The 19,587-nt window shown below is 67.6% G+C and carries 17 protein-coding genes; 12 read left to right on the top strand and 5 right to left on the bottom strand.

The window, feature by feature from the left end; all coding sequences use genetic code 11:
* Nucleotides 1–149: 149 nt before the first annotated feature.
* Nucleotides 150–1,157: a zinc-binding dehydrogenase gene (locus ACFXIV_RS26910; RefSeq protein ID WP_379398726.1), complete on the bottom strand. Its 1,008-nt coding sequence runs from the start codon at nt 1,155–1,157 to the stop codon at nt 150–152.
* A gap of 54 nt (nt 1,158–1,211) precedes the next feature.
* Between ACFXIV_RS26910 and ACFXIV_RS26915 the strand changes: the two genes are divergently transcribed.
* Nucleotides 1,212–1,988 carry a helix-turn-helix domain-containing protein gene (locus tag ACFXIV_RS26915; protein WP_379398728.1) on the top strand — a complete coding sequence of 259 codons (777 nt, stop codon included), beginning with the start codon at nt 1,212–1,214 and terminating at the stop codon, nt 1,986–1,988.
* Nucleotides 1,989–1,997: 9 nt separating this feature from the next.
* Here ACFXIV_RS26915 and ACFXIV_RS26920 read toward each other — a convergent pair whose 3' ends face one another.
* Together ACFXIV_RS26920 and ACFXIV_RS26925 are read right to left on the bottom strand one after the other, a co-directional pair.
* Nucleotides 1,998–2,855, bottom strand: coding sequence for an aldo/keto reductase (locus ACFXIV_RS26920; RefSeq protein ID WP_379398730.1), 858 nt, complete (start codon nt 2,853–2,855; stop codon nt 1,998–2,000).
* 26 nt (nt 2,856–2,881) lie between these two features.
* A complete protein-coding gene (locus tag ACFXIV_RS26925) occupies nt 2,882–3,676 on the bottom strand; it encodes a thioesterase family protein (protein WP_379398732.1) in 795 nt (264 codons plus the stop codon).
* 95 nt (nt 3,677–3,771) lie between these two features.
* On the opposite strand from ACFXIV_RS26925, the gene ACFXIV_RS26930 reads away from it, so the two are divergent.
* The 7 genes from ACFXIV_RS26930 (at nt 3,772) to ACFXIV_RS26960 (ending at nt 11,464) form a co-directional block, all read left to right on the top strand.
* Nucleotides 3,772–4,398: a TetR/AcrR family transcriptional regulator gene (locus tag ACFXIV_RS26930; RefSeq protein ID WP_379398734.1), complete on the top strand. Its 627-nt coding sequence runs from the start codon at nt 3,772–3,774 to the stop codon at nt 4,396–4,398.
* A 114-nt stretch (nt 4,399–4,512) separates the two neighbouring features.
* Nucleotides 4,513–5,793 (top strand): PucR family transcriptional regulator, encoded by a 1,281-nt coding sequence (locus ACFXIV_RS26935; protein WP_379398736.1) that lies wholly within the window; start codon nt 4,513–4,515, stop codon nt 5,791–5,793.
* A 97-nt stretch (nt 5,794–5,890) separates the two neighbouring features.
* Nucleotides 5,891–6,442, top strand: coding sequence for a nuclear transport factor 2 family protein (locus ACFXIV_RS26940; RefSeq protein ID WP_379398794.1), 552 nt, complete (start codon nt 5,891–5,893; stop codon nt 6,440–6,442).
* A 130-nt stretch (nt 6,443–6,572) separates the two neighbouring features.
* Nucleotides 6,573–8,195, top strand: coding sequence for an AMP-binding protein (locus ACFXIV_RS26945; protein WP_379398795.1), 1,623 nt, complete (start codon nt 6,573–6,575; stop codon nt 8,193–8,195).
* Nucleotides 8,196–8,267: 72 nt separating this feature from the next.
* A complete protein-coding gene (locus ACFXIV_RS26950) occupies nt 8,268–9,146 on the top strand; it encodes a lysophospholipid acyltransferase family protein (protein WP_379398738.1) in 879 nt (292 codons plus the stop codon).
* A 179-nt stretch (nt 9,147–9,325) separates the two neighbouring features.
* Nucleotides 9,326–10,471 (top strand): acyl-CoA dehydrogenase family protein, encoded by a 1,146-nt coding sequence (locus ACFXIV_RS26955; protein ID WP_379398740.1) that lies wholly within the window; start codon nt 9,326–9,328, stop codon nt 10,469–10,471.
* 330 nt (nt 10,472–10,801) lie between these two features.
* On the top strand, nt 10,802–11,464 hold the full coding sequence (locus ACFXIV_RS26960) for a cupin domain-containing protein (RefSeq protein ID WP_379398742.1): 663 nt from the start codon (nt 10,802–10,804) through the stop codon (nt 11,462–11,464).
* A gap of 85 nt (nt 11,465–11,549) precedes the next feature.
* Here ACFXIV_RS26960 and ACFXIV_RS26965 read toward each other — a convergent pair whose 3' ends face one another.
* The gene (locus ACFXIV_RS26965; RefSeq protein ID WP_379398744.1) at nt 11,550–13,493 is read right to left on the bottom strand and encodes a glycoside hydrolase family 15 protein; all 1,944 of its coding nucleotides are present in this window, start codon (nt 13,491–13,493) and stop codon (nt 11,550–11,552) included.
* Between the two features lie 49 nt (nt 13,494–13,542).
* Nucleotides 13,543–14,499 (bottom strand): LysR family transcriptional regulator, encoded by a 957-nt coding sequence (locus ACFXIV_RS26970; protein WP_379398746.1) that lies wholly within the window; start codon nt 14,497–14,499, stop codon nt 13,543–13,545.
* 64 nt (nt 14,500–14,563) lie between these two features.
* On the opposite strand from ACFXIV_RS26970, the gene ACFXIV_RS26975 reads away from it, so the two are divergent.
* The 4 genes from ACFXIV_RS26975 to ACFXIV_RS26990 all read left to right on the top strand — a co-directional run bounded on the left by ACFXIV_RS26975 (nt 14,564) and on the right by ACFXIV_RS26990 (nt 19,576).
* Nucleotides 14,564–15,697 carry an XdhC family protein gene (locus tag ACFXIV_RS26975; protein ID WP_379398748.1) on the top strand — a complete coding sequence of 378 codons (1,134 nt, stop codon included), beginning with the start codon at nt 14,564–14,566 and terminating at the stop codon, nt 15,695–15,697.
* 80 nt (nt 15,698–15,777) lie between these two features.
* Nucleotides 15,778–16,668 carry an FAD binding domain-containing protein gene (locus ACFXIV_RS26980; RefSeq protein ID WP_379398750.1) on the top strand — a complete coding sequence of 297 codons (891 nt, stop codon included), beginning with the start codon at nt 15,778–15,780 and terminating at the stop codon, nt 16,666–16,668.
* Nucleotides 16,669–16,670: 2 nt separating this feature from the next.
* Nucleotides 16,671–17,189 (top strand): (2Fe-2S)-binding protein, encoded by a 519-nt coding sequence (locus ACFXIV_RS26985; RefSeq protein ID WP_364626047.1) that lies wholly within the window; start codon nt 16,671–16,673, stop codon nt 17,187–17,189.
* Nucleotides 17,186–19,576 carry an aerobic carbon-monoxide dehydrogenase large subunit gene (locus tag ACFXIV_RS26990; RefSeq protein ID WP_379398752.1) on the top strand — a complete coding sequence of 797 codons (2,391 nt, stop codon included), beginning with the start codon at nt 17,186–17,188 and terminating at the stop codon, nt 19,574–19,576. The genes ACFXIV_RS26985 and ACFXIV_RS26990 overlap by 4 nt, the downstream gene beginning before the upstream one ends.
* Nucleotides 19,577–19,587 lie beyond the last annotated feature (11 nt).

A 19,587-nucleotide genomic window follows, 5' to 3' on the forward strand; every position in this document is an offset into this window, starting at 1 on the left:
GTTGATGAGGCGGGGACGTGTAGGGCGCGGCGGAGGTGGCCGAGGAGACGCAGGATATGGCGGGGGTCGGGCGGTTCGGCTGGGTGACCGATCCGGAGGGGAATCGGATCGAGCTCTGGCAGCCTGCCTGAACATCGGTGCGCGGCGGCTCAGGGCAGCATCACGACTTTGCCGGTGGCCTGGTTGTTTTCCATGTATCGATGGGCGGCGGCGATCTCGTCGAGCCGGAAGCTGCGGTCGATGGTGGGGCGGTAGGCGCCGGATTCGATGTCGTGGATGATCCGTTGCAGCACAGGCGTTCCCGCACCGCCTTCGCGGTTCTTGCTGTGGAAGGCCGTGAGCCTGGTGCCGGAGGGGATCATCGCGATCGGTTCGAAATCGGAGATGAGCCATCCGCTGAGCGAGCCCGACACGCAGACCGTGCCGCCGCGCCGGACCAGGTGGAGCGAGTCCACCGCGGTGCGGGCGCCGACCAGGTCCAGGACGTAGTCCGGGCCGTCGGGCCAGATCGCGTGCACGCTCGCGGCCAGTGATTCGCCGTCGTCGACGAGCACATGGTCGACGCCGGTCGCACGCAGGGCGTCGATCCTGCTGGGCTGCCGCGTCGTTGTCGCGGTCTCGATGCCGTGGCCGACGGCGATCGACGCGGCGGCCATGCCCACCGAGGAGGTGCCGCCGCGAATCAGCAACCGGCCCTTGGTGTCCGGCTCGATTCCCAGCGCGTCGAGTGAGCCCTGGGCGGTCAGGTAGGACTCGGGGAGGGCGGCCAGGATCTCCCACGGCAGGGTGGTGGTGATCGGCATCAGGAGGGAGTTCGGCAGGAGGGCGTACTCGGCGTAGCCGCCGTCGAAATCGCGGCCCATCTCGCCCATGACCGCGGCGACGGTCGAGCCCTCCGGGAGCGCGGGATCGGTGGAGGCGGCGATGATTCCGACGCATTCGATGCCGAGTACCCGCGGGAAGCGCACGCTGGGCGAATGCCCCTGCCGGGTCCGCAGCTCCGACCGGTTCAGACCCGCGCCCTTCACCTGCACCAGGCTCCAGCCCTCCCGGACCTCGGGGATCGGCAGCTCGCGGATTTCCAGAACCTCGGGGTCGCCGGCCCGGCCGCAGATCGCCGCTCGCATAGTCGTATTCACTCGCGTCATCGTGTTCATGCATCCACTGTTGCCGACCGGCGGGCTGGCGGGCTACCGATAGAATGCCAAGCTATGCCCGATAGCCGCCAACCTCTCGAGTCGCGGCTGTGGCCGTCCGGCGGAGCCCACCTCTGGTCGTCGGGGGCGGCGAGTTCGGCCGATTCCCATTCGCGTGGGCACCTGGTGTACGCGGCGCGCGGCGTGCTGTCGGTGCACACCGAACGCGGCACCTCGATCGTCCCGGCCAATCGAATCGCCTGGACGCCGGCGGGATTCACGCACTACCACCGCGCCCACGGCCACACCGACATGCGGATCGTCTTCCTGCCGCCCGCGCTCGCCGGGCTGATACCGGACCATCCCGCCGTGTTCCTGGCCTCCGACCTGGCCCGCGAAGTCGTGCTCGCACTCACCGGCACCCGCGAGTACGACCGCGCCGCGCGGGCCCGGCTGCATCGCGTCCTCGTCGACGAACTGCGCGAAGCGCGCGAGCAGCCACTGCAACTGCCGGAGCCCCGCGATGATCGGTTGCAGGCCCTTGCGCGGATGCTGTACGAAAACCCAGGGGACAACAGCTCATTGGCGGATCTCGGCCGGGCGGCCGGAGCCGGCTCCCGCACCCTGAGTCGGCTGTTCCGCAACGAACTCGGCATGACCTTCTACGAGTGGCGCACCCAGGTGCGGGTCTATCACGCCCTCGTCCTCCTCGCCGACGGCCATGACACGACGCAGGTCGCGCACGCGTGCGGATGGTCGAATCCCAGCGGCTTCATCACCGCTTTCACGGCCCTCGTCGGCGCCACCCCCGGCCGCTATCGAATCGCCCACCAGCAGCAGGCCGTTCGATAGCCGGCGGGCTCAGACGTCCAGGCCGGCGGTGAGGGTGGCCGGGTCGGGGCCGATCCGATTGCCCCGGTCGACGCTGTCGATGCGGGCCAGCTGGCCGGGCGTCAGCTCGAAGGAGAAGACATCGAAGTTCTCCCGGATGCGGGACGGGGTCACCGATTTCGGGATCACCACAGTGCCGAGCTGCAGATGCCAGCGGATGATCACCTGCGCCGGGGTCCGGCCGGTTTCCTCCGCGATCTCGACGATGGCCGGATCCTTCAGATCCGCGCCCCGACCGAGCGGACTCCAGGCCTCGGTCGCGATGCGGTGCTCGGCGTGGAAGGCCCGCAGCTCGGTCTGCGCCAGGTGCGGGTGCAGTTCGATCTGGTTCACCGCCGGGGTTTCGCCGGTCTCGTCGATGACGCGCTCGAGGTGATCGCGGTTGAAGTTCGAGACGCCGATCGACCGGATCCGGCCCTCGGACTTCAGGGTCTGGAAGGCCCGGAACGTATCGACGAACCGACCGGCCTGCGCCACCGGCCAGTGAATGAGATACAGGTCCAGATAGTCCATTCCGAGCCGCGCCATGCTGGCGTCGAAGGCGCGCAGGGTGGAGTCGTAGCCCTGTTCGGAGTTCCACAGTTTGGTGGTGACGTAGACCTGCTCGCGCGGCAGCCCGTACTCGCGGATGGCGCGGCCCACCTCGACCTCGTTGCCGTAGATCGCGGCGGTATCGATACTGCGGTAACCGGTTTGGAGTGCCGCGGTGACGGCGTCGAACGCCTCCGCGTCGGCGACCTGGAACACTCCGAAACCGAGCGCCGGAATCGCGTTTCCGTCGTTCAGGACGATCGACGGCACTGTGCTGCTGTCGCTTTGGAAGGTCATGCCCATCGACTATAGGGCCCGATCGGTCAGGGCTGCGGGCGCACGGTCAGGATCTGCTGGGCGTAACCGACCGCGCCGCGGACGTCGTGGAGAACGGTGCTGGTCAGTCCTTGCCCGGTGTGGCCGAAGGCGACCGTCGTATCGAGGCCGGTCCACTCGCCCTCCGGCTGCCGGTAGAGGTGGATGGTCAGGTCCACGTTCGGGAACATCCACTTGGTGGGCTCCTGCCGGACCGCGATGCCGTTGGCGGTGTCGACCAGTGCGATATAGGAGGCGAGAGCCTCGGACCGCTCGCCCGCGACCAGGTTCAGGGAGGTGGTGATCCAGGCCGTGGTGCGGCCGGGCTGCGGGATACCGACCGGCCGGGTGTCGATGGAGGCGATGTAGCCCCCCGACCAGAGCGAACCGAGCTCCCAGGACTCCAGCTCATCGGGCGCGGGCAGCCGGTCCGGTTCACCGCCGGCGACGCTGTCGGTGTCCTGGACGCCCAGGAACCAGGCCCGGGCGCTCACCACGCTGCGGCCGCCGATGGTCACCGTGGCCTGCACCAGCTCGATGGTGCGGCCGGGCCGGACGGTCTCGACGCGAATCTCGAACTCCTCGAACCCGATCCGGCCGAGGATGTCGAAGCTGATGCGGCTCAGCACCAGACCCGGACGATCGGCGCGGGCGCGCAGGATCTCGTGCACGATCAGGCCGCCGACCGGGCTGAAGTGCTGTTCGTCGTCGGCCCATGCGCCGCCCGCGTGGCGGGTGGGGGCGAATCGGTGTTCGCCGACTCGCCGGAAGTAGCTGGACTCGGGTGCGCTCGTCTCCGTCACGTTTCCCAACCTATGGGTCGAGTTTTGATCTGGCTAGTCGGTAAACCATCTTTGTGGTCGGAACAACCGACCCGAGCGCCGCCTATGATCGAGCGATGACTTCGACCGTGGACGCGGACGCCGCCCCCGCCGGGCGCGCGGCACGCCGGCGCGACCGCCGCAAGGCGGAGATGATCGCGACCGCGCTGCAGATCCTGTCCAGCAGTGGCTATCAGGGCATGCGGTTCGAGGACGTCGCCGAGCGCACCGACATCGCCAAAGCCACGCTCTACCACTACTTTCCGAGCAAGGACGCGCTGGTGTCCGCGGCCCTGGAGAAACTCACCGCCGATGTCCTGACCAGCCTCCGCGCGGCCCTGGACACCGCCGCCGACGCGCCGCCCGCCGAGCAGCTGCGGGTCCTGATCGGGGCCCAGCTGCATGTGCTGACCGTGCTGTATCCCGAGGTCGGCAAGCTCTTCTCGTTCCCCGCCCCCTGGCCGAGCGAGCACTCCGAGGCCATCAAGACCATGCGCCGCCGCCACGACCGCCTCTTCCGCGAGGTCATCGACCGCGGAATCGATTCCGGCGCCTTCGACTGCCCCGACCCCTCGGTGGCCCTGCACTGCCTGCACGGCATCCTCAACCACGCCTCCATCTGGCTGCGCCCCGAGGCCGACCCGGACCACCGCACCCGCGATGCGGTGGTCGACGAATCGCTCAGACTGTTCCTTCGCGCCTGACCACTCGGCGTTGTCGCGTCCCACTCAGTTGGACGGTTCGACTGATTCGTGACGAATTCGGCCGAGCGGTTGCGAGTCTGGGGGATATCCCATCAGAGTGGAGGGAGCAGCGGGATGGAGCCTGCGCCGACCCCGAACCCGCTGCGACTGTCCGAGCTCGGCGCTGATTCGACCGCGGTATTGCGGGTCATCGCGCACTTCGACGATTTCGACGAGTCCGCCGCCAATGCCGACACGGTCGTGCGAGCCGCCGCGCTGCTGGCCGAGTGCCCGGTCGGGGCGAGCTGGCCGTCCGGGACCGTGATCCGCTACGACGCCGCGGGCCGCCTGCTGCCCGCCGCGGGCACACCCGCCGACGCGGTCGGGACCGATCTCGCCGTCTGGCTGGAGCGGCAGGTGGCGCCGGCCGCGGCGCATCCGCTGGACGGCGTGGTGCTGGATCGGCTGCGGCATTGTCTGCGCGTGGTGTCGGTGCGGCAAGCGGCCAATCCGCTCCGGATGGACGATCCCGCATTGCTGGAAGTGGTGCTGTCGGAGAAGGAACGGCGTGAGGATCGCGTGCGGGCCATGCGGTTGCTCGGGCTGGATCCGGCGCGGGCGACGCGGGTGCTGGCGGTGGCCGGGCCGGGCGCGGCGGACGCGGTACGGATCATCGGCGAGCACGTGCCGATCCTGCGGCAGGCCGTGATCGGGGCGACGACCGCGGTGCTGGTGCAGGATTTCGCGCCGCCCGGTGGTGCCGGGGAGACCATGCGCCGGCCGGCTGTCGCTTCGGACCGGTCCGTGTTCGCGGCCGGTAGCTCGGCGGTGCCGGTCACGACCGGGCCCGGGCGTCCGTCGATGGTCGACCGGGGACTGTCGGATATCCTGAATGCTGCTGTCGCGCAGTCGTTCCCGGCATCGCAGGCGGGCACCGGCGGGCCGTGGATCGGGGTGGGGGAGCGGTTGCCGGCGTTCGCGGCGGCCACCTCGTGGGAGCAGGCGCGCCGCGCGATGCGATTCGCGTCGTCGACCTGGCACGGGCGGCGGGTGATCGCGTTCGAACGGCTGGGGGCGCTGGAGCTGCTGGCGGATCTGCCGGTGCAGCGGCTGCTGGGGACGGCGGATGTCATGCGGATCAACGAGTTCGCCGCCACCGAGGCAGGAGCGCTGGCCGTCGACACCCTCGAGGCGTTCTGCGTCTTCGGCACCCTGCGGCGCACCGCGACCGAACTGCACCTGCATCACAGCACGGTGGCCGCGCGGATAGCGCAGGTCGAGGCGGTGATGGGCTGGGATGTGGACGAGGCGCTGGACCGGTTCACCGCCACCCTGGTGCTGACGGTCCGGCGCATGACGCTGTCCTCCGCGCAGTTGGCGGGCCGGATGCCGCCCGATCCGACAGGTGTCGGGTGAAGGCGGTGATACCCGCGACGGGCGGCGGGTGATCCGGGTCACGTCGTTCGGTGACGATCGGTGGGCACAACCGGTGCGGGAGAAGGAGATTCACACCATGGCGATTGTCGATCCGGCCAAGACCTGGGAGCTGCTCGAGCAGCGGCTGGCCGTCACCACCAACGAGCGCCACCGCCAGGTGCTCGGCATCGTCATCGAGCACATGAAGGCCGAGGCCGCCCCCGACCTGGACGGTCTGATGCGCACCCTGGTCGCGGAACCGGACTACCACTTCTGGAACGCGGGCCAGGATGTCGGCCCGAAGGGGTGGGACACCGTGCACGCCTACTACTCGGCCTTCGTCGAGAGCAAGTCCAACATCCTGGAGTTCGAGCTGGACCGCCTGCTGGTGGACGACGACTGCGTGGTCACCGAGGGCTTCCTCAAGCAGATCTACCCCGGCGCCTACGCCGCCCAGATCGGCATTCCCGTCGACGATCCCGCCGCCGACTACCTGATCACCTTCCGCCAGCTGCTGCTGTGGCCGGTCGATGCGAACGGCCTGATCGTCGGCGAGGACTCCTACCACTCGGGCCCGGTGGAGATCCGCAAGCTGTCGTTCGACGAGCTGCCCAGGGAATACGTCGAACTCGTGCACCCGGCCGTCTGACAGCGGCGAGACTCGGCATATGGAAGGCGAATCGGACATGACGGACCTATCAGTGGCACCCCCGGCCGTGTCGGCGGAGACCCCGACGGGGTCGCCGGAGCAACCCCGGCGTCGCGCGGACATCGCGACCATGCTGCTCGACCGCCTCGGCGAAGAGCGGCTCGGAGTGCGGACCCGCGACCGGGATTGGACCTGGGACGCGGTGGTGCGGGAGTCGGCGGCACGCGCCGAACTGGCCCGGGAACTGCGGCGCGACGGGCCCTTCCACATCGGGGTGCTGCTGGACAATGTGCCCGACTTCGTCTTCTGGCTGGGCGCCGCCGCACTGGCGGGCGCGACCCTGGTGGGCATCAACCCGACGCGCGGAAGCGCCCAGCTGGAGGCCGACATTCGCTATGTCGACTGCCAGCTGATCGTGACCGACGCGGCCGGGATGGCCCGCCTGCGCGGGCTGGATCTCGACCTGGAACCCGAGCGGTTCCTGCTGGTCGACGATCCGGCCTACGCCGAGCGGATCGACGCGCACCGGGTCGAGCCCGCCGCCCACGCGGGCCCGGAAGCCTTGCTGCTGTTGCTGTTCACCTCCGGCACCACCGGCACCTCCAAGGCGGTCAAGTGCACGCAGCGCCGTCTGGCGGTGATCGCGTACGCGGCCACCGACAAGTTCGGTCACGTGCGCGAGGATGTCGACTACTGCTGCATGCCGCTGTTCCACGGCAATGCCATCATGGCGCTGTGGGCTCCGGCCCTGGCCAACGGTGCGACCGTCTGCCTCACCCCGAAGTTCTCGGCCTCCGGATTCCTCTCGGACGTGCGGTATTTCGGCGCGACCTTCTTCACCTATGTGGGCAAGGCACTCGGCTACCTGCTGGCCACCCCGGCGAGTCCGCACGACGCCGACAACACCCTGGACCGTGGTTTCGGCACCGAGGCGTCGGTGGCCGACCAGGCCGAGTTCCGCCGCCGCTTCGGAGCCGAGCTCTTCGAGGGCTACGGCTCCAGCGAGGGCCCGGCCCTGGCCGCCATCGACCCGGCGGCGCCGGCCGCGGCGCTGGGCCGTCCGGCCCATCCGGGGGTGGCGGTGGTGAATCCGGAGACCCTCGCCGATTGCGCGCGAGCGGAATTGGATGAATACGGTCGTGTCTTGAATCCGGACGAATCGGTCGGCGAGATGATCGACAAGGCGGGCGCGCTCGTTTTCGAGGGCTATTACAAAAACGATGGCGCGGATGCCGAACGTTTGCGGAACGGTTGGTATTGGACCGGCGATCTCGGATATATCGACGCGGACGGATTCCTCTATTTCGCCGGACGCAAAGGCGACTGGCTTCGCGTCGATGGCGAGAACACCTCGACGCTACTGATCGAACAGGTGATCCGGCGGCATCCCGCGGTCATTGCCGCCGCGGTCTACGGCGTCCCCGACGCCCGCTCGGGCGACCAGGTGATGGCCGCCATCGAGGTGGCCGACCCGGCCGCATTCGATGCCGCCGAGTTCGCCGAATTCCTCAGCGCCCAGGACGATCTCGGCAGCAAGGGCGCGCCCCGGCTGCTGCGGGTGTCGGGAAATCTGCCCGTCACCGGCTCCAACAAGGTGCTCAAACGCGAACTCCAGGAACAGCGTTGGCACACCGCCGAGCCGATCTATCGCTGGGCCGGTCGCGGCAAACCGGAGTACGACCTCTTCACCGATTCCGGCAAATTGGAACTCGAAGCCGAGTTTGTCTCATTCGGGCGCTCGAACCTGTTCTAACCCTGATTCGGTGACCTGCGCGGACTTTCGTTACGATGCCGTTATCGAAGGTTCTTGCAGGGAGGGTTTGTCTTGACTCGTCATGACGATCAATGGTCCGACACCGAATCGCCCAGGGGGCTGACCGACGGCGCGCCACTGCACGTCGATCTCACCGATGCCGATCGCCGCATCATCGATCTGCTCGTCGCCCCGTCGCGGTCCTGGTTCAGCCCGCGCTTCTACGGGATGGAGAACTTCCCCGAGCAGGGCCCGGTGCTGCTCGTCGGCAATCACAGCCTGGCGGGCGGCACCGACGCCCCGCTGCTCGCGCACGAGATTCTGAAGCAGCACGATCGGCTGGTGCGGGGGCTCGCCGAGAACGTGCTCATCGATGTGCCGGGGCTGCGAGATGTGTTGCACCGCTGGGGAATCGTGCGTGGCAACCGCCACAACTGCACCACGCTGCTGGAACAGGGCGAGGCCGTGGCGGTGTTCCCGGGCGGTGGCCGCGAGGCCATGCGCGGCAAGGGGCAGAAGTACCAGCTGCTGTGGGAGGGCCGCACCGGCTTCGCCAAGATGGCCATCGCGACCGGCGCGCCCATCGTCCCGATCGCCATGGTCGGCGGCGACGACATCTACGACATCGTCTTCGACGGCGATCACCCGGTCATGCTGCCGCTGCGCAAGGCCGTCGAGGGCCTGGGCCTGCGCTCGAATCTGACACCGCCGCTGATCCGCGGCCTCGGTCCGACGCTGGTGCCCAAGCCCGAGCGCTTCTACTACTCCCTCGGCACCCCGATCGACACCAGCCCGTGGCGTGACGCCGAGGATCTCGAGGCCGCCGCCACCGAGCTGCAGACCGTGGTGAAGAAGGCCCTGGAAGGTGAACTGGACTTCCTGCTGGCCGAGCGCGACCGGGACCGCGGTCGCAGCCTGCTGGGCCGCACCCTGGGCCGCTTCGGCCTCTGAGCACCACCCTGATTTCCCGGTAGGTTTACCGGGGTTCAGCAGCTCCGTTCCGCGACGTCAATGGCGACTGTCGCAGTTCGGACCGCTTTCTTCTCCCGTGAAGTTAACCTCCGTTCGACTTTCGAGTACGGTAATGAGCACAGGCGATGGTGCCGATGTGGTCACTGTAGGAGGTTGGCGTGGAGCGCACTCTTTTCGAACCCGAACACGAGCTGTTCCGGGAGTCGTTCCGTAAGTTTCTCGATCAGCATGTGGCTTCCCGGCACGAGCAGTGGGAGCACGACGGCATCGTCGATCGCTCGGTCTGGCTGGAGGCCGGCAAGCAGGGGTTCCTCGGCATGGCCGTGCCGGAGGAGTACGGCGGCGGGGGCGTGCTGGACTTCCGCTACAACGCCATCGTGACCGAGGAGGTCACCAAGGGCTTCTACTCCGGCCTGGGTTTCGGTCTGCACAACGACGTGATCGCGCCCTACCTGCTGGAGCTGGCCAACGAGGAGCAGAAGAGGCGCTGGCTGCCGGGCTTCTGCTCCGGTGAGATCATCACCGCCATCGCCATGACCGAGCCCGGCACCGGCTCGGACCTGCAGGGCATCAAGACCCGCGCGGTCAAGGACGGCGACGACTGGATCCTCAACGGCGCCAAGACCTTCATCACCAACGGCATCAATGCCGACATCGTGATCGTGGTCGCCCAGACCGACCCGTCGAAGGGCGCGATGGGCTTCTCGCTGCTCGTGGTCGAGCGCGGCATGCCCGGCTTCGAGCGCGGCCGCAATCTGGACAAGATCGGGCTCAAGGCGCAGGACACCGCCGAGCTGTCCTTCACCGACGTTCGTGTCCCCGGCAAGAACCTGCTGGGCAGCGAGGGCCAGGGCTTCGTCCACCTGATGCAGAACCTGCCGCAGGAGCGCCTGTCCATCGCCGTCATGGCCGCCGCCGCCATGGAGGCCTGCCTGGACCTGACCTGCCAGTACGTGCGCGACCGCAAGGCGTTCGGCAAGCCGATCGGCGCCCAGCAGAACACTCGCTTCGTGCTCGCCGAGCTGGCCACCAAGACCACCGCCGTGCGCGTGTTCGTGGACCGCTGCATCGAGCTGCTCAACGACCGGAAGCTGACCGTCGAGGAGGCCGCCATGGCCAAGTGGTGGTCGAGCGAGGAGCAGGTCGACCTCATCACCAAGTGCCTGCAGCTGCACGGCGGCTACGGCTACATGCGCGAGTACCCGATTGCCAAGGCGTACATGGACGCCCGCGTCCAGACCATCTACGGCGGCACCACCGAGATCATGAAGGAGATCATCGGGCGCAGCCTGAAACTCGCCTGATCAGAGGCGGTTTCGAGGGGGTACTCCGCTGGGGTACCCCCTTCGGCGGGGGTGAAACGGGCTCGATAGCGGATGGCCTCGGAAGGGTCGTCAAAAGCTGAGCGCCACAACAGAAATCGATGTCTTCTTCGCAGCGCTACGTAAGCCGTTGCTGTTCCACCACTCCCGGCGCGTCCATCTGTTCGGGAGTCGCTCCAGTGCCGGCGGCTCGACCCTGGGTACGCTTCCTTGTCGAGCGCCCCCGTCGATGCATTTGCCCGGAGTTGACCGCGACCAATCTGTGTGGAACGGAGCGACATGTCGAGCGATCGTCCTGACGAAACACCGGCAGTGAACCGCCGCGCTGCCATCGGGACCGGCGCGGCAATGCTGGGCGGCGCGGCGCTCGGTGCGGGTTTGACAGCCGCCGCGGCCTGCGCCGAGCCTGCGCGGACCGAACTACCGAGTGCCGGCAGCATCGATGCCAATCTGAACAAGTCCGCGCATCTGTTCCACCTCACCGCCGCCGAACCGGACCGTTACGACGGCGGCACGCTGCAGGGAGCCCACGAACAGAACTTCCCGGTGCTGGCCGGTCAGAACGGTGCGGCGTACTTCGTGCGGCTCGAGCCCGGAGGCGTCCGCGAACCGCACTGGCACCCCACGGCGTGGGAACTCAACTACCACATCTCCGGCAGCGCGAAATGGACTGTCATGGGTACCCATCCGGACGGCAGCTACCACAACGATGTATTCGAAGCACACGCGGGCGACCTGGTCTTCGCCCCGCAGGGGTTCTTTCACTATTTCGAAAATGCCCGCGCCGATGCCCCACTCGAACTACTTATCGTCTTCAACACCAGCGCCCCGGAGACAAGCGACGATATCGGCATTCTCGCTGCCCTGAATTCGATTCCACGGGAGGTTACCGCCACTGTTCTCGGCATCCCGGTATCGGCGCTGGACGGTATACCCACCGAGATCAAACCGGTCGTGATCACCAAACGCCATTGAGCCCGCAGGGGCGGACGAATTATCTGTTACGACATCCACGGGGACACCGCCTCCCCGGGAGAAAATTCGTCGATGAGCGTCAGGGCTAGCGAATGTATCCCAGCGAGAATGATGCATCGTCGAGTCGCGGGGAGATCGATTCCCCGCCGAGTGCCTGCCGCGTGACGGCTTGTTCGTCCTGGATGACGTGCATTACGGCGTTGATCAGCGCGAGGTGGGTGAACGCCTGGGGGAAGTTGCCCCAGTGCCGGCCGGTTCGGGGGTTGATCTCCTCGGCGTAGAGGCCGAGGGGGCTGGCGTAGGCGAGCAGTTTCTCACACAGCTGTTTGGCTCGTTTCTTTTCACCGATCTCCGACAATGCCGAGACCAGCCAGAACGAGCAGATCGTGAAGGCACCTTCTTCCCCCGTGCATCCATCGTCGGTTTCACTGACTCGGTACCGCAGTACGAGGTCGTCCTCGGTCAATTCGTCGGCGATGGCCAACACCGTATTGCGTACCCGCTCGTCGTCGGGGGGCAGGAAACGAACCAGCGGGATGAGCAGGGCCGAAGCATCCAGCGCCGTGCTGCCGTAGTACTGGGTGAACACCTGCCGGGAGTCGACCGCATGAGCGCATATGTCGGCGTGGATCTCGTCTGCGGCCTGTTGCCAGCGATGCGCGCGTTCGAAGTCCTGGTGGATGCGGGCCAGCCGGGCACCGCGGTCGGCGGCAACCCAGCACATCACCTTGCTGGAGGTGAAGTGCTGAGGCTTCCCGCGCACTTCCCAGATGCCATGGTCGGGCTCGCGCCAGTAGGTGAGGGCGCTCTTGACCGCCCGGCCCAGCACCGGCCAGGCGCGCGCGTCGATTCGGTCCTGGTTGCGCGCGTAGAGGTAGACCGCGTCCAGCGCAGCGCCCCACACATCGTGCTGGCGTTGCCGGTACGCGTCGTTGCCGATGCGCACGGGGCCGGCATTCTCGTAGCCGCGCAGGTGGGTGAGGGTCTGCTCGGTGAGGTCGCTTTCGCCGCCGATGCCGTAGACGATCTGCATGTCGCGGACGCCTTCGGTCAAGTTCGTGATGTAGGAGAAGAAGTCGTTCGCCTCCCAGCTGAAGCCCAGTGTGTACAGGCCCCACAGCGCGAAGGCGGAGTCACGTATCCACGAGTAGCGATAGTCCCAATTGCGTTGTCCACCTGGTGTTTCGGGTAGTGAAGTGGTGGCAGCGGCGCTGATGGCACCGGTGGGTGCGAAGGTCAGCCCCTTGAGGGTCAGCGCGCTGCGGGTCAGCTGGGCAGCCCATGGATGGTCCGGAAACCGCCCGCCGGCGAGCCAGTGCCGCCAATGGTGGATCGTTCGCAGCAGCCGTTCTTCGGCCTCGTCGACGGCGGTGGGCGCGTTGCGACTGCCCCAGGAGAGCGCGCAGAAGCGGGTGTCGCCCGCCTTCAGCAGGGTGCGCGCAAGCGCGTGCGTACCCTCCAGTCCCAAGCGCATGTCGGTGCTGAGCGTGAGCTCCAGATCGATCCCGTCGGCACTGGCCTGCGCGAGGTAGTAACTGTCGAGGTACTCCCAATGGGCATGATGCCTGCCGTAGTCGAAGGACGGCTGGCAGTCGAGCCCGAACTGGATTTGCCCGGTCTCACAGTGCACCGTCCGCAGCAATATGTGCTCGGCGTCGTAGTCGGTGGGGGTTCGACGATGGGCGCTGTGGCCGGGTGTCTGATGCCGCCAGGGCCCGACCAGCAGCGCATCGCGAACTGTCGCCCACCCTTCGCCACTGCGCCAGCTCGTCTCCATGACCATCGTCCCGGGGACGTAGCGGCGATCGGTGGGCACCATGAATTCGACCGGGGCGAACCGAAACGAACCGGCGGAACGATCCAGTACGGCGGCAAAGACACTGGCGGAGTCGATCCGGGGCAGACACATCCACTCGATGGCTCCGCTGGGGGCGATCAGCGCAGTGACCTCGCAGTCGGAGATGAAGCCGTAGTCGTCGATGCGCGGGAAGGCCGTGAGACGCGGCGTGCGTTCGAACTCGTCGTCCATGTGCTGCTCCCTCGTTGTCTCGGCGCAGAAATCTGGCCGGTCAGTAGGGTCAACTCCACAACGTCACATGCACTTTCGGGCGGAACCGGGTGACTCCGACCCCGGACCCGCGGATCATCGCCTGGATACATCGCGGGGTGGCGATGAACCGCAGCAGTTCCGACACCGCGGGCTGTCGGGTGTCGGGTGGCAGAGTGGTCGCGCACCACTCGTCGGATACCTGAAGGCCGGCTCCCTTGATACGGGTCAACCGACCGGCCGCGAGGTCGGAGGAGACGGCGAAGCCGATCGCGAGGGTGATGCCCCCGACCCGGCGGACCTCTTCGAGGGCGGCCGCGTCGCTCTGGAAGATCCGCTGGTGTGATTCGGGAATCGCCAACTCGCGCAGCATCGTTGCGATACGCCCGTCGACACTGCCGGCGCCGGGGCCCAGCATCCACTGCTGCTCCCGCAGCAGCGCCGGATACGGTGCGACGTCCGCCAGCGGGCTGTCGGGGCGCGCGACCGAAATGATCTGATACTTCAGGAACGGCCGGGTGGTGATGGTCGTGTCGGTGTTGTTCTGCCCGGGCCCCAGCGCGATGTCCACCGCACGGGTCTCGATCAAGCTGCGGAACTGGCTGGTGGGATGAACACTCAGCTCGACCGACAGATCCTTCGCCCGCGCCGCGAACAGGTCGATGAGGCCGGGCGCGGCATGTTCGGCGAACGCGCTCGATGCCGCGATCCGGAGCAGCCGTCGGCCGTGCGCCGCCTCGCTCACCTCGATGGCGGTCTGGCGCTGCAGTCCGAGAATCTCGATCGCCCGGCTGGCCAGGCGCAACCCACCGGGCGTGAAGGCCAGACCGGCCGCCGTGCGAGTGAACAGCGGGTCGTCGAGCTCCTTACGCAACTGCGCGATGTGCGTCGAGACACCGGCGTCGGATATCCCCAGCTCTCTGGCCGCCGCATGGACGGAGCCGAGCCGCACCACTGTCGAGTAGGCCCGAAGCTGGGCGGGCGTCACAACCCGAGTCTAGTTTGGAGGTGGACGCAGTGCCTACAGCCGCATCGCGCCCGGAGGACGCACCATGCAGGACGTGCTCACGGATCTGATGAAAACCTGGAACGGCGGGGGCACGGCGGGGGTCGCCACGGTCGTGCGGACCTTCCGTTCGGCGCCGCGACCGCCGGGCGCGGCCATGGTCGTCGCCTCGGACGGGACGGTCGGCGGTTCGGTCTCCGGTGGCTGCGTCGAAGGCGCGGTCTACGAACTCGCCACCGACGTCATCCGGACCGGTCGTCCGGTGCTGGAGCGGTTCGGCATCTCCGACGACGACGCATTCGCCGTCGGTCTCACCTGTGGCGGCATCATCGACATCTTCGTCGAGGCGGTCTCGCGGGCAACGTTTCCGGAACTCGGCGAGGTCGCCGCGGAGATCGCCGCTGACCGGCCGGTCGCGATCGCGACCGTCATCGAGCACCCCGACACCGCCCGGATAGGGCGACGGCTGCTGATCCGGCCGGGCATCGCGCACGGCACCCTGGGGTCGGCGCGCGCCGACGATGCGGTGATCGATGACGCACGCGGGCTGCTCGCGGCAGGCCGCAGCGAGGTGCTGTCCTACGGTCCGGACGGGCAGCGCCGCGGCGAGGGCATGGCGGTTTTCGTCGCCAGCTATGCCCGGCAGCCGCGGATGCTGGTGTTCGGGGCGATCGATTTCGCAGCCGCCCTCGCTCAGCAGGGATCGTTCCTCGGGTACCGGGTGACGGTGTGCGACGCGCGGCCGGTGTTCGCCACCTCCGCCCGGTTTCCGACCGCCGACGAGGTCGTCGTCGACTGGCCGCACCGCTATCTGGCCGCGCAGATCGCGGCGGGTGCGATCGATTCGCAGACCGTCGTCTGCGTCCTGACCCACGATCCCAAGTTCGACGTGCCACTGCTCGAGGTGGCCCTGCGCGCGCCGGAGATCGGCTATGTCGGCGCCATGGGGTCGCGCCGCACGCACGACGAGCGGCTGACCCGGCTGCGACAGGCAGGTCTCACCGACGAGCAACTCGCCCGGCTCGCCAGCCCGATCGGGCTGGATCTGGGCGGCCGGACACCCGAGGAGACGGCGGTTTCCATCGCGGCGGAGATCATCGCGCGCCGCTGGGGCGGACACGGTCGCTCCCTGACCCGGACCGGCGGCCGCATCCACCACAGGGCGCAAACAGCCAGTTAAGCGATTGCTTAACTCGGTCTTGACGACCGCATCAGCGGGACAGAGGCTGAGCTTCTTCCCATTGATGTGAGGTAGATCACGTGCAAGTTCCTGGGCCATTCGAATATGAGCGCGCAACGGGCGTGGATCACGCCATCGGACTACTGGACCGGCTCGGCGACGAGGCGCGCATCGTGGCGGGCGGGCACAGCCTGCTACCGATGATGAAGCTGCGGCTGGCCAATCCGGAATATCTCATCGACATCAACGACCTGGCTGCCGAACTGGGCTACATCGTCACCGATCCGACCCTGGTGCGCATCGGTGCGATGGTCCGGCATCGGCATCTGCTCGAGTCCGACGATCTCGCCGCGGTGTGCCCGATCTTCCGTGACGCCGAGCGTGTGATCGCCGATCCGGTCGTGCGCAATCGCGGCACGATCGGCGGCTCGCTGTGCCAGGCCGATCCCGCCGAGGATCTCACCACGGTCTGCACGGTCCTCGGCGCCACCTGCCTGGTGCGCGGACCGTCCGGCGACCGGGAGATCGCCATGGACGACTTCCTGGTCGGTCCGTACGAAACCGCCATGGCGCACAACGAACTTCTGATCGAGATCCGAATTCCGGTGCGGCATCGGACCTCGAGTGCCTACGCGAAGGTGGAGCGCCGGGTCGGTGACTGGGCGATCGCGGCGGCAGGGGCGACCGTGACACTGCGCGGCGACACGATCGCGGCCGCACGGATCGGTCTGACGGCGGTCAACCCCGATCCGGCGGCGCTGGCCGGCGCAGTCGACGCACTCATCGGCGTGCCGCCCACCGAAGACGTTTTCGCGGAGGCGGGCCGCCGCGCGAGCGCAGCGTGCTCACCTGTCACCGATGCCCGCGGCAGTGCGGACTACAAGCGCCATCTCGCGTCCGAACTGACGATTCGCGTGCTGCGTACCGCGGTCGAGCGCGTACTGAACGAATCTGCGCCGGAAGGGAATTAGCCATGCAGGTAACCATGACCGTCAACGGCGAGCCGGTGACCGCGGAGGTCGAGCCACGCATCCTGCTGGTGCATTTCCTGCGAGATCAGTTGCGGCTCACCGGAACCCACTGGGGGTGTGACACCAGCAACTGCGGCACCTGTGTGGTGGAGGTCGACGGCGAACCGGTGAAGTCGTGCACGATGCTGGCCGTCATGGCCGACGGCCACGCGGTGCGCACCGTCGAGGGGCTCGAGGTGGACGGCCGGCTCGATCCCGTGCAGGAGGGCTTCATGCAGTGTCACGGGTTGCAGTGCGGCTTCTGCACGCCGGGAATGATGATCACCGCCCGTGCCCTGCTCGACCGCAATCCGAATCCCGACGAGCAGACCATTCGGGAGGCGATCTCGGGCCAGATCTGCCGCTGCACCGGATATACGACCATCGTGCGGTCGATCCAGTGGGCCGCGGCGAAGCAACGAGGCGAAGCGGTGGAGCCCGAACCCGCGGCCACGCCGACGCCGGTAGGGAGCACGTCATGACCGCCGTCGAGCCCCGGCCCGAAGACAGAGTCGACAACGACCGCAAGCCGTGCGGTCACGGCAGGATGCTCCGCAAGGAGGATCCGCGGTTCATTCGCGGGCGCGGCAACTATGTCGACGACGTGCAGCTGCCCGGCATGCTGCATATGGCGATACTGCGTTCCCCGTTCGCGCACGCGCGGATCGTGAGCGTCGATGTCTCAGCGGCACAGGCACATCCGAAGGTCAAGGCGGTCGTCACCGGTGCCGATCTCGCGGCGAAGGGACTGGCCTGGATGCCGACGCTGTCCAACGATGTGCAGGCGGTGCTGGCGACGGACAAGGTCCGATTCCAGGGCCAGGAGGTGGCGTTCGTCGTCGCCGAGGATCGCTACTCCGCGCGCGATGCGTTGGAGCTCATCAATGTCGAGTACGAGATGCTCGATCCGGTGATCGACGCCCGGACCGCACTGGCGCCCGATACGCCGGTGATCCGCGACGATCTCGAGGGTAAGCGGGACAATCACTGCTTCGACTGGGAGACCGGCGATGCCGCCGCGACCGAGGCGGTGTTCGCGCGCGCCGATGTCGTGGTCGAGCAGGAGATCGTCTATCCGCGTGTGCATCCCGCCCCGATGGAAACCTGCGGCGCCGTCGCCGATCTCGATCCCGTGACGGGGAAGCTGACGCTGTGGTCCACGAGCCAAGCGCCGCATGCCCACCGCACGATCTACGCGATGGTGGCCGGACTGCCCGAACACAAGATCCGGGTGATCTCACCCGATATCGGCGGCGGGTTCGGCAACAAGGTGCCCATCTATCCGGGATACGTCTGCGCCATCGTCGGGTCGCTGTTGCTGGGCAAACCGGTGAAGTGGATGGAGGATCGCAGCGAGAACCTCACCAGCACCGGATTCGCCCGCGACTACATCATGGTCGGCGAAATCGCCGCCACCACCGACGGCAAGATCCTGGCCATCCGGTCGACCGTGCTGGCCGATCACGGTGCCTTCAACGGCACGGCCGCGCCGCTGAAGTATCCGGCGGGCTTCTTCGGCGTCTTCACCGGTAGCTATGACATCGAGGCCGCCTACTGCAAGATGACCGCAGTCTACACCAACAAGGCCCCCGGCGGCGTCGCCTACGCGTGCTCGTTCCGGGTCACCGAGGCCGTCTACTTCGTCGAGCGGTTGGTGGACTGCCTCGCCTACGAGCTGAAGATGGATCCGGCCGAGCTGCGGCTGCGGAATCTTCTTCGCGCCGAACAATTCCCGTACAAGAGCAAGACCGGCTGGGTCTACGACTCCGGCGACTACGAGAAGACCATGCGTCTGGCGATGGACATGATCGGCTACGACGCCTTGCGTGAAGAACAGCGGGACAGGCGCGCCCGCGGCGAGTTGATGGGCATCGGGATGTCCTTCTTCACCGAGGCCGCGGGCGCCGGTCCGCGCAAGGATATGGACATCCTCGGACTCGGGATGGCCGACGGGTGCGAGCTGCGCGTCCATCCGACCGGCAAAGCCGTTGTACGGCTGTCGGTTCAGACCCAGGGGCAGGGGCACGAGACGACGTTCGCCCAGATCGTCGCCGAGGAACTCGGCATCCCGCCCGACGACATCGACGTTGTGCACGGCGACACCGATCAGACACCGTTCGGCCTCGGCACCTACGGCAGCCGGTCGACACCGGTCTCGGGCGCCGCTGCCGCACTGGTGGCGCGGAAGGTGCGCGACAAGGCGCGCATCATCGCGTCGGGCATGCTCGAGGTCTCCGTCGCCGACCTCGAGTGGGAGAAGGGCTCGTTCCACGTCAAGGGCGATCCGTCTGCGGCCGTGACGATCCAGCAGATCGCGATGCGCGCACACGGCGCCGGTGATCTGCCCGAGGGGATCGAGGGCGGACTCGACGCGCAGATCTGCTACAACCCGGAGAATCTCACCTTCCCCTACGGTGCGTACTTCTGCGTCGTCGACATCGACCCGGGGACAGCCGTGGTGAAGGTGCGGCGCTTCCTCGCCGTCGACGACTGCGGCACCCGGATCAATCCGATGATCATCGAGGGTCAGGTGCACGGCGGCATCACCGATGGCATCGGCATGGCGCTGATGGAGATCATGGCCTTCGACGAGGACGGCAACTGCCTCGGCGGATCGCTGATGGACTACCTGATCCCGACGGCGCTGGAGGTTCCGCATTTCGAGACCGGGTACACGGTCACACCGTCGCCGCATCATCCGATCGGCGCGAAGGGCATCGGCGAATCGGCCACCGTCGGATCGCCGGCGGCGGTGGTCAACGCGGTGGTGGATGCGCTGGCGCCGTTCGGGGTTCGGCACGCCGACATGCCGTTGACGCCGTCGCGGGTGTGGGACGCGATGCAGGGCCGGGCCACACCGCCCATCTGAGTGGGGTCCGA

The organism is Nocardia sp. NPDC059236, assembly GCF_042754085.1.
Lineage (GTDB): Bacteria > Actinomycetota > Actinomycetes > Mycobacteriales > Mycobacteriaceae > Nocardia.

Excerpts from the sequence above, each read along its gene's own strand:
- ACFXIV_RS26910 (WP_379398726.1), bottom strand. The coding sequence starts at position 1,157 with ATGAACACGATGACGCGAGTGAATACGACTATGCGAGCGGCGATCTGC.
- ACFXIV_RS26915 (WP_379398728.1), top strand. The coding sequence starts at position 1,212 with ATGCCCGATAGCCGCCAACCTCTCGAGTCGCGGCTGTGGCCGTCCGGC.
- ACFXIV_RS26920 (WP_379398730.1), bottom strand. The coding sequence starts at position 2,855 with ATGACCTTCCAAAGCGACAGCAGCACAGTGCCGTCGATCGTCCTGAAC.
- ACFXIV_RS26930 (WP_379398734.1), top strand. The coding sequence starts at position 3,772 with ATGACTTCGACCGTGGACGCGGACGCCGCCCCCGCCGGGCGCGCGGCA.
- ACFXIV_RS26935 (WP_379398736.1), top strand. The coding sequence starts at position 4,513 with ATGGAGCCTGCGCCGACCCCGAACCCGCTGCGACTGTCCGAGCTCGGC.
- ACFXIV_RS26940 (WP_379398794.1), top strand. The coding sequence starts at position 5,891 with ATGGCGATTGTCGATCCGGCCAAGACCTGGGAGCTGCTCGAGCAGCGG.
- ACFXIV_RS26945 (WP_379398795.1), top strand. The coding sequence starts at position 6,573 with ATGCTGCTCGACCGCCTCGGCGAAGAGCGGCTCGGAGTGCGGACCCGC.
- ACFXIV_RS26965 (WP_379398744.1), bottom strand. The coding sequence starts at position 13,493 with ATGGACGACGAGTTCGAACGCACGCCGCGTCTCACGGCCTTCCCGCGC.
- ACFXIV_RS26975 (WP_379398748.1), top strand. The coding sequence starts at position 14,564 with ATGCAGGACGTGCTCACGGATCTGATGAAAACCTGGAACGGCGGGGGC.
- ACFXIV_RS26985 (WP_364626047.1), top strand. The coding sequence starts at position 16,671 with ATGCAGGTAACCATGACCGTCAACGGCGAGCCGGTGACCGCGGAGGTC.
- ACFXIV_RS26990 (WP_379398752.1), top strand. The coding sequence starts at position 17,186 with ATGACCGCCGTCGAGCCCCGGCCCGAAGACAGAGTCGACAACGACCGC.